The organism is Meiothermus sp. CFH 77666 (assembly GCF_017497985.1).
Lineage (GTDB): Bacteria > Deinococcota > Deinococci > Deinococcales > Thermaceae > Meiothermus.
The window spans coordinates 60355-68888 of record NZ_JAGDFV010000020.1; the positions used below are offsets into that span (position 1 = coordinate 60355).

Genomic DNA, 8534 nt, shown 5'->3' on the forward strand with positions numbered 1-8534 from the left:
GTGACTTGTGGGATAACGGCATAAGTCACGAAAATAGCCTCTTAAAGGACAAAAATCGCCTATCCTAAAGCTAACCTCGCCTTGAGAAGCAGGGGTTTTCCCGTAGTATCGAGGTGATTTATACCGTCTAAGGGCATATCTGGGTCAGTAGAGCCAGGAGGAAGACGCGCATGAAGATTCGCTTTCTGAAAGCAGGTGGGCTGGGGGTGGCGTTGACAATGCTCATTACTGGATGCCCACAGCCCACACCCCAACCTCCTGCCACGCTCGATCCTCCGCGCAACGTGATTGCGTATGCAGTCTCCCCTACGCGCGTAAAGCTCTCCTGGAAAGCTCCTGACAGCCTAACCAACCCCAGCTTCGAAATCGAACGCAAAGAGGGCAACCAGCGTTACCAACCACTCGCCGCGGGCCTCAGCAGCAGCAGTCACGACGATACCCAGATCGTGAGTGGAGGCAAAACCTTTACTTACCGCGTTCGCACGCGAACTGCAAACGGCCAGAGCGCATGGGTTGAATCCAACCCAGTGCCGGTACCGGCCCGCTGCGAAAGCAACCCTGCCGACGCACCTCGCATCGGTTGCTTTGGGCCAGTGGTGTCCAACTGGCCGTTAGTAGCCACCTACGTGGCCCTGCTGCCCAACGGCAAGGTAATCGCCTGGTATGCCTCCGACGACATCGGACGCTACCGCGAGCGAACAGAAGTCCACCAGCGCGACCGCCGCAACGACCCTCCGGCCCAGGAGGACGGTACCATGGCGGTGCTGTGGAACCCCGACAGCGGCAGCTTCGAGGACATAAGCTTCGGCAACGGCAGTCAACAAAACGGTCGAACTGTAAGCGGCCAGCCCAAAGGCACCGACCTCTTCTGCGCGGGCTTTACCGTGCTTGCCGATGGCCGGTTCTTCACCGCCGGGGGCAACCGGGGGCTGGAGTGGGGCAGCCTGCGCACCAACCTCTTCGACCCTAAAACCAACACCTGGAACCTGGGGCCTGGGCCTACTACCCCCGACATGTGGCGCGACCGCTGGTACCCCACCGTCACCAAGCTGCCGAGCGGCGAGGTGATGATCACTGGCGGCACCGCCGAACCCGACCCCACCTTTGAGGAGGGCTCCTCCAGCAACCCCAACAACCCTTGCCGCACCCCCTCTGGTCGCTGCCCCGATGGACTGGCCCTGGGCAAAACCTTCAGTTCCATCGCCAATGCGCCCGGTCTTTCTACCGGTATCAAGACGCAAAACGCCAGGGGCACTGCTTTCAACAATGCCTTTGAGATCTATAGCCCCGACAGTGGTAGCTTGCGAATGCTCGAGGCCACCGCCGCCGATGTGTATTCCTTTGAGCACTACTACCCCTGGTGGCACATCGCCCCCAACGGCCTGGCCTTCCTCTCCGGGGCGGGTAAGCAAAAAGGCTTGCTGGACTGGCAACAGGGCCAGTGGAAGGGCATCTGGGAGTCTACCAACCACGGCATTCCCTACGATGCCCACCGGGTCTACGGCACCTCGGTGATGTACGAACCCGGCAAGGTGTTGGTGATTGGGGGCGGATATGCCGCCGATACGTACCCTAACGGTGAGCTGGTCATCTTTGCTCTCAACAACCAACGCAACGGCAAAACCAGCCTGCACCTCGAGCTTAGCAACAGTTCTTCCACCCCTCCTGCAATGAAGCAGGGGCCTGAAATGCAGTACAGCCGCACCCACCTCAATGCCACCTTGTTGGCCGATGGCAAGGTTTTTGTGAACGGCGGACAGCAGGACGGCGGCGAAAACCCCGGTACCATCCCACCCACCCCCATGACCCCCGAGCAGTCGCGGGAATGGTGGCCCAAAACCGTCAACCCCGCCACGGTGTTCAACATTGATCTGGCCGTACATCAAAGCGAAATCTGGTCACCCGGCCCCGAAAATGGCGGCACCGGCAAGTTTGTGCTGGGCCCCAGGGCCCAGAAACCCCGCATCTATCACTCGGCTTCGCTGCTGCTGCCCGACGCCACCGTGCTGACCGTGGGTGGAGGCGGTTGCGGACTTTGCAACGGCAATTTTGAAACAAGCTGGCAGGATGGTGGCTACTACGGGCGCTGGTTCGGCCAGCACGAGATGATCAACCAAAAAAACCACGAGATCTACTACCCCGCCTACCTGTTCAACAGCGATGGCAGCCTGGCTCCGCGCCCCATCATCACCGGCCTGGGCAATACCGCCAGCAGCCCGGATGACTACCCCACCATCAGCTACAACAGCCAGTTCACCGTAACTTGGAACCACCCCGACCCCAACCGCCGGGTTGAGAAAGTAACCCTGCTGGCCCTGGGGGTGCCCACCCACGCCTTCAACCAGAACCAGCGTTTCTTGAGTCTGTACTTTACCCGTAACGGCCTCAGCCTGAACGTCAGGGCCCCATACGACGGACAGTACAACTCGCCTAATCCTGGCGGCGCTCGCAACATCGCCCCGCCTGGCTTCTATATGCTGTTCCTGATTGATGATAAGGGCGTTCCCTCGGTAGCAAAAATCATTCGGATCCAGTAGCTTTACCCAAAGCAAAACACCTCCCCGACCAGGGAGGTGCTTTCAGAGTATGCGTTTATCGCAGGATGCCAGCAATAATCATGCTGGCAATCAGGGTGCCGACAAAAGCCACCGCCAGGGTAATCCAGATTTTGCCGCTTTCGCGCAGGTTCATGCTCGACTGCACGGCTAGGTAGGCAAAATAGACGTTGATGACCAGCGCCCCAATCGCCAGCAAGGGGATCAAGAAGATGCCGATTAACGTGATGAGCAAAATCAGGCTGACCACCGCAACCATCACATTGATGGGCGCCCAGAACAGCGCAAATGTGTAGGCCACGTTATCGAGCGACCCGGTACCACCCTGGGTCTTGCCCACATAGTGCACCAGGTAGGTAAAAATCAGGAAGCCCACAATGGTGCCAATAATGCCGTTCAAAAAAGCCCCCAGGCCGCTGCCCAGATTGAAAATACCGGTGATGACAGCGGCAATCAGCACGTAGATTACCGCCTCCCGCAGGGTACCTTTGTTTTCGTACTGCTCAAAGGTTTCCACGCTGGGTTTGGTCAGCACCTGAATGCTCTGGCTGACCATATTCATTACGGTATCGGTAATGGACGGTGTGGTGTTCATAACAACCCCCTGGGTTTTTCGTACAAACGCAGTTTACTACGGAATCTCATCGAACAATCAAGTTCCAGGCTCTGCCGTAGGCTTTTATCATTTGCATCAGTGCATTGGTTACAGCCCTTCACCCGGCGAGAGCAGGCCGCCATCGGAAATGTCTCTTTCGCAAAAACCTGTTCCAAGCTATCTGGTGGTGTCGCCGCCACCTGCCACAGCGGGGACGGAAAGGAGAGAATAATGCGTTGGCTCGGCCAAGGCTAATACCCTCTCATCTTAAAGCCCAATAAGATGAGGGCCATGCGTTTTTGGTTCGTTCTCATGGTGGTTTGGGGCCTGGCCTGGGCGCAGGACGCACCCCAGCAAGACCCAGCTCCCCCCAGTTCGCCCGGCGCGTACTCGATTGCTCGTATCGTCTCGATGGGTGATAAGAGTGCAACCGTGCGGGTTGGCGAGCATCTCAGGGAAGCGGAGTTTCCCACCGAGTCGGCGGCCTTTCGGGTAGGGCAGCAGGTAGTGGTGTACGAGGCCGATGGCAGGACTTACATTGCCGAACCCTACCGCATCCCCTACCTGTGGGGCTTGCTCGGACTGTTTGTGCTGGTGACGGTAGCCCTGGGGCGAGGCAAAGGTTTGCGGGGGTTGCTGGGAACCGCCGCCAGCATGGCGGTACTGGCCTTTTTTGTGGTGCCGCAAATTTCGGCGGGCAATAACCCCCTCCTGGTCACTTTTGTGGGCGCTTTTGGCATTCTGGCGCTCTCGATTTATTTCGTGCACGGCATCAACCGCAAGACCACTGCGGCCCTGATCGGAACCACTTTTGCCACGCTGGTAGCCCTGGTGCTTTCGGTGCTGCTGACCGAGTGGATGCAGTTTACCGGCCTCACTTCGGAGGAAGCCTTCCTGGCCCGTTTCCAGCTAGGGGGCAACCTCGATCTGGTCTCGCTGTACCTGGCAGGGGTGGTGGTGGGGGCGCTGGGGGCACTCAATGATGTGACCGTGACCCAGGCTGCGGTCATCCAGGCACTGGTACAGGCCAACCCTCGCTACAGCCTGCGGGAGCTGTACAACAGGGGCATGACGGTGGGCTTCGACCACATTGGCAGTCTGGTCAATACCCTGATTCTGGCCTACGCGGCAGGTACGCTGCCCTTGCTGCTGCTGATTAGCCAGAGCGACATTCCGCTCGTGCTACTGATCAACAACGAGACCTTTGCCGCCGAAATTGTAACCATGCTGGTAGGTTCGCTGGCCCTGGTGCTGGCGGTTCCGCTAACCACCCTGGTGGCCGCCTGGCTACTGCGGGGGCGAAAGCTCGACTACATCGAGCGTCGGTGGCCGGGGCAGTAAGGGGTATTCGACTCAAAGGAACCCTACACTCTGAACGTAGCCTCGAGCGCCACGTGACAATTCTCATTAGGTGGCGCTACAATTGCGTTAGATGCGATACATTCTGGCACTGGTGTTCTGTTTGGCTTCTCTGGGACTGGCTCAACCTCGAGTGGGCACCGAAGACGGCCTGACCCGACTGGTATTTGGCATACCAAACGAAGCAAAATTTAGCCTGAGCCGCTCAGGCAACGAGGTCTCCATTCGCTTCCAGGGCACCCCGCCCCGAACCTTACGGATCTTACTCAACACGCCGCAGGTAGTCGGCTATCGAGCCACCCCCAGTCCGGGTGGCTCGACTTACGTGGTGACGCTGCGGGCGGGCGCCAGCTACCGCACCCTCGAGCTTGCCAACCCCCGCCGTCTGGTGCTGGAGGTGAAGAGCAAAACCCCAACCACCACCGCCCGGCCCCGGAGCACGTCAAGGGCGCCCGCACCCGTGGTGGTTCTGGACCCTGGACATGGCGGCATTGACCCTGGAGCAGTAGGGTTTGTGCATGAGGAAGAGGCTGTGCTGGAAGTGGCCCTCCGCACCAAAAGGCTTCTCGAGGCCAGGGGCGTGCGGGTTATCCTGACGCGCAGCGCCGATAGGCACCTCTCGGCCAACAAGGCCACCGACCTTGGCCTGCGGGCAGCCATGGCCGATAGCAAGCGCACGCTGTTTGTTTCTATCCACGCCAATGCCGCCGAACGGGCCGCGCAGGGGATTGAGGTGTACTACTTTGGCGAGACCATTGACCAACGGCTCCTATCCAAAGCCATCCTGGAGAACGGTGGCGGTGCGCTGGGGCAGCGCCTGACCCGTGAGGCCCAGAGCGTGGCCCAGCGCCTCATGCGCGACCTGATCGCCCAGGCCAACCTCAAGTTTTCCGAGCAGCTGGCGCTCAAAACCTTGCGCTCGCTGGTGCGCGAAACCGGCGCGGTGAGCCGGGGTGTGCATACCGCGCCGTTCTACGTAATCCGCAACGCCCGTATTCCGGCCATTCTGGTGGAGATTGGCTTTGTCAACCACCCGGTTGAAGGCAAAAAGCTGGCCACCGGCGCCTACCGCCAGCAGCTTGCCAATGGACTGGCCGGGGGCATTATGGCTTTCTTGAACAGTGGCAATGCCCAGCGCTAGAGGGGGCGCTCGAGCGGGCCTCGCAGGGCCGGAAAAGCCTTACCTTCACCCACAACAGGCCGCACCCAGCGCTCCCAGCTGTCCAGCGAGCGGCGGGCCAGCGTTGGAAGGTTCACAAGCTGTTGCCGACGATAGTTCAGACCATACCGGCCTGCAATCCACCCCTCATAGGCACTTACAAAGGGTCTGAAGCATTCCACCCCAAGGGCAAAGTCGAAGGGCTTCCGCCGCGCGGGTAGTTCGGGCAGACCATCGGCGCTTTCCAGCCAGTAAAAAGACTCGCCAGGCCGGTAGTAGAGCAGCACCCCGTCGGCCCATGGCTGCCAGGCTGCCGTCGAGTGAAGCCCTACCTCGCCTTTGAGGTAGAGGCTCGAGCCCCGGCCGGTAGGGCTTGGACTTTTCTGGAAACCATAGGCCAGAAGCTGGCCTGACAGAGCGTCCTGGCCCCAGAGCCAGAACTGCACCAGCATCGGGTTCTCTGGATGTGGCATGGGTGGGCAGGGCTTTACTTGAAGGCCTGACAGATGGCCTGCCCGTTGGCCTGGATGAGCTTCAGATAGGTACTGACCGTGTTGTCGAAGGCATCGGAGTAGATCCGGGCAATCCGGGCGCCGGTGGCCTCGGCCAGTGCGCGTGCCTGACCTTGCGAAAACTGGGGCTCCACAAAAATCACCCGCACATTTTCCTTCTTCATGGCCTGGGCCAGCCGGGCCAGACTGGCCGGGCCGCGTTCCTGTCCAGCAAAGTCGGCGATGGTGCCGATGCTTTTGAGCTGGTAGTGGCGGTTGAAGTAAAGCAGGGCCTCGTGTTGCGAAACCAGCTTGCGCCGGGCTTGCGGAACATCGGCCAGGCAGCGCTTTACCGCTGCATCGGCCTGGCGAATCTGGGCAATGTAACCCGACGCATTCTGGGCATAGACAGCGCGCCCGGCAGGGTCAACGGCCGCCAGGGCATCGCGGATTTTCTCCACGTAGCGAATGCCGTAGGTGGGATCCAGCCAGAGGTGGGGGTCGTACTCGGCATGATGGTGCGCGTGTTCATCCGAGTGGGCTTCGTGTTTGCCTGACTCGATCAGATTCGGCATCCCGTCAGCCAGCTCGACGATGCGGGCGTTGCGGGGAAGCTGGGCCTCGAGCTTCTCAAAAAAGGGCTCGAGCCCCAGTCCATTGGCAAAAAAGACCCTGGCCCGGCTGACGGCCTGGATGACCGAAGGGCGCGGCTCAAAGCTGTGCGGGTCGCTGCCGTTGGGTACGACCTGCACCACACTGACCCGGCTGCCGCCCACATTTCGCACCATATCGGCAATAAAGCCCGTGGTCGCCGCTACCGGTACCGGCTGGGCCAGGCTCGAGCCCAGCCCCAGCATCAACAAGAATCCCATCGGGAGAATGTGTTTCATGTACAGCCTCCTCTTTCGCCGATTACTTATACTGATAACTCATTATCATATTGTCAAGGCTCAGGTTTGTTATGCTGAAAGCTATGGAACGCTCCACCCGTCAGCGGAAGGCCATTCGCGAGGTGATGACCGAGCTCAACCGCCCGCTCTCGCCCACCGAGGTCCTCGAAGCTGCCCGCCATAAAGTACCCGGCCTCGGCATCGCTACGGTCTACCGCACCCTGAAGGGTCTGGTTGAGGAAGGCAGCGCGGTAGCGGTCGAACTACCCGGCGAAGCGCCCCGCTACGAGCTGGCCGGCAAAAAACACCACCATCACTTCCACTGTACCCGGTGCGGCAAGGTGTTCGAGCTCGAGGGCTGCCCCGGCGATTTCTCGTTTATGGTGCCCCAGGGTTTCAAAACCGAAAAACACGAAATCGTCCTGTACGGACGCTGCACCGATTGCCGCTACTAGCCCTTTGTGATCAAAACCAGGCTCGCTTGAATGGACTCTTCGTGTCAAGGGCCTGATACCAACTTCTAAGTTGCGCCTGTATAAGGTCTAGAGATGAATCTAGACCGTGCCAGAAAATCGTGATCCGGACGCAATACCCGAGTGATTTTCGATCATCGCAGTAGCCAAAACATAGCCGGGAGGCACTTAGCGTGTGACCAACCTTCTACGATGCACAAGTTGGGGATGGGTGGTAAGAAACGTCTACACCCTACCTCCCACCTCCCTGGGTAGCAAGGTGTTCAAGTAAAGAAGGCATGAAACCGCAGCCAGAACACAAGAACCAGGGCATTCCCTGACCATAGGCTATAGACTATAGACCCTCTGCTAAAACGCTTTCAGCAACTCCTCGAGTTCTGCGGCACTGATCTCGCCAATATGCCGGTTGAGCAGAGTACCTTCGGCATCGTAGAAGAGCGTGACCGGCAAGCCCTGAATACGCAAGGGGTCGCTCAGTTTGGCATCGGGGTCGAGCAGGACGTTGGGAATCTTGAGCCCCAGCTCCTTCTCGAAGGCCCGCACCGCCTCGGGGCCATCGCTGATGTTCAGGAACACGAAGTGAACCTCCGGGTTGGCCCTGGCGGCTTCAACCAGCAGGGGCATCTCGCGGCGGCAGGGCCCGCACCAGCTCGCCCAGGCATTGAGCACGATGGGTTTGCCTTTGAAATCGGTCAGGTTGGCGGTTTGGCCGTCTATTTGCGTAAGGGTGAAGGAGGGCAGTACCTCCACGCTGGACTCGGCTCGAGGTTGCAATAGCCAGAACCCCGCCAGCAAGCCCAGCGGAAGCAGGCCCCACATCCAGCCTTTCATCGCAAACTAGCTTACGGGATTTTTGCCCCTGGTTCGGGAAGGTACGCCACATACCAGGCTTTTATCACAACCCTCGGATTAGCTTGAGTAGAGGATAGGGATTAGCCGAGAACTTTCTAACCGAGCGCAACACCGGCCACTTTTTGAGGTGCAAGAGGCTCAGGATTACATCTCGTAAGTA

8 protein-coding genes are annotated in these 8534 nt (G+C 59.4%); 4 read left to right on the top strand and 4 right to left on the bottom strand.

The window, feature by feature from the left end; all coding sequences use genetic code 11:
- The first annotated feature begins 170 nt into the window (after positions 1-170).
- A complete protein-coding gene (locus J3L12_RS11220) occupies positions 171-2537 on the top strand; it encodes a galactose oxidase-like domain-containing protein (RefSeq protein WP_208015145.1) in 2367 nt (788 codons plus the stop codon).
- Positions 2538-2592: 55 nt separating this feature from the next.
- On the opposite strand, the gene J3L12_RS11225 is transcribed toward J3L12_RS11220, so the two are convergent.
- Positions 2593-3150, bottom strand: a complete 558-nt coding sequence (locus tag J3L12_RS11225; protein ID WP_208015146.1) for a YIP1 family protein — start codon at positions 3148-3150, stop codon at positions 2593-2595.
- 282 nt (positions 3151-3432) lie between these two features.
- On the opposite strand from J3L12_RS11225, the gene J3L12_RS11230 reads away from it, so the two are divergent.
- Positions 3433-4491, top strand: a complete 1059-nt coding sequence (locus J3L12_RS11230; protein ID WP_208015147.1) for a YibE/F family protein — start codon at positions 3433-3435, stop codon at positions 4489-4491.
- A gap of 91 nt (positions 4492-4582) precedes the next feature.
- Positions 4583-5650, top strand: coding sequence for an N-acetylmuramoyl-L-alanine amidase (locus tag J3L12_RS11235; RefSeq protein WP_208015148.1), 1068 nt, complete (start codon positions 4583-4585; stop codon positions 5648-5650).
- Here the strand turns inward: J3L12_RS11235 and J3L12_RS11240 are convergent.
- Together J3L12_RS11240 and J3L12_RS11245 are read right to left on the bottom strand one after the other, a co-directional pair.
- The gene (locus tag J3L12_RS11240; protein ID WP_208015149.1) at positions 5647-6141 is read right to left on the bottom strand and encodes a hypothetical protein; all 495 of its coding nucleotides are present in this window, start codon (positions 6139-6141) and stop codon (positions 5647-5649) included. The genes J3L12_RS11235 and J3L12_RS11240 overlap by 4 nt on opposite strands.
- Positions 6142-6155: 14 nt before the next feature.
- Complete coding sequence (locus J3L12_RS11245) at positions 6156-7049, bottom strand: metal ABC transporter substrate-binding protein (protein ID WP_208015150.1); 894 nt, start codon at positions 7047-7049, stop codon at positions 6156-6158.
- A gap of 83 nt (positions 7050-7132) precedes the next feature.
- Here J3L12_RS11245 and J3L12_RS11250 point away from each other — a divergent pair, with 83 nt between their 5' ends.
- Positions 7133-7504, top strand: coding sequence for a transcriptional repressor (locus J3L12_RS11250; protein ID WP_208015151.1), 372 nt, complete (start codon positions 7133-7135; stop codon positions 7502-7504).
- Positions 7505-7870: 366 nt separating this feature from the next.
- Here J3L12_RS11250 and J3L12_RS11255 read toward each other — a convergent pair whose 3' ends face one another.
- Positions 7871-8353 (bottom strand): TlpA disulfide reductase family protein, encoded by a 483-nt coding sequence (locus tag J3L12_RS11255; protein ID WP_208015152.1) that lies wholly within the window; start codon positions 8351-8353, stop codon positions 7871-7873.
- Positions 8354-8534 lie beyond the last annotated feature (181 nt).

Coding starts and splice junctions, on each gene's coding strand:
- J3L12_RS11220 (WP_208015145.1), top strand. CDS start 171: ATGAAGATTCGCTTTCTGAAAGCAGGTGGGCTGGGGGTGGCGTTGACA.
- J3L12_RS11230 (WP_208015147.1), top strand. CDS start 3,433: ATGAGGGCCATGCGTTTTTGGTTCGTTCTCATGGTGGTTTGGGGCCTG.
- J3L12_RS11240 (WP_208015149.1), bottom strand. CDS start 6,141: ATGCCACATCCAGAGAACCCGATGCTGGTGCAGTTCTGGCTCTGGGGC.
- J3L12_RS11235 (WP_208015148.1), top strand. CDS start 4,583: ATGCGATACATTCTGGCACTGGTGTTCTGTTTGGCTTCTCTGGGACTG.
- J3L12_RS11255 (WP_208015152.1), bottom strand. CDS start 8,353: ATGAAAGGCTGGATGTGGGGCCTGCTTCCGCTGGGCTTGCTGGCGGGG.
- J3L12_RS11225 (WP_208015146.1), bottom strand. CDS start 3,150: ATGAACACCACACCGTCCATTACCGATACCGTAATGAATATGGTCAGC.
- J3L12_RS11250 (WP_208015151.1), top strand. CDS start 7,133: ATGGAACGCTCCACCCGTCAGCGGAAGGCCATTCGCGAGGTGATGACC.
- J3L12_RS11245 (WP_208015150.1), bottom strand. CDS start 7,049: ATGAAACACATTCTCCCGATGGGATTCTTGTTGATGCTGGGGCTGGGC.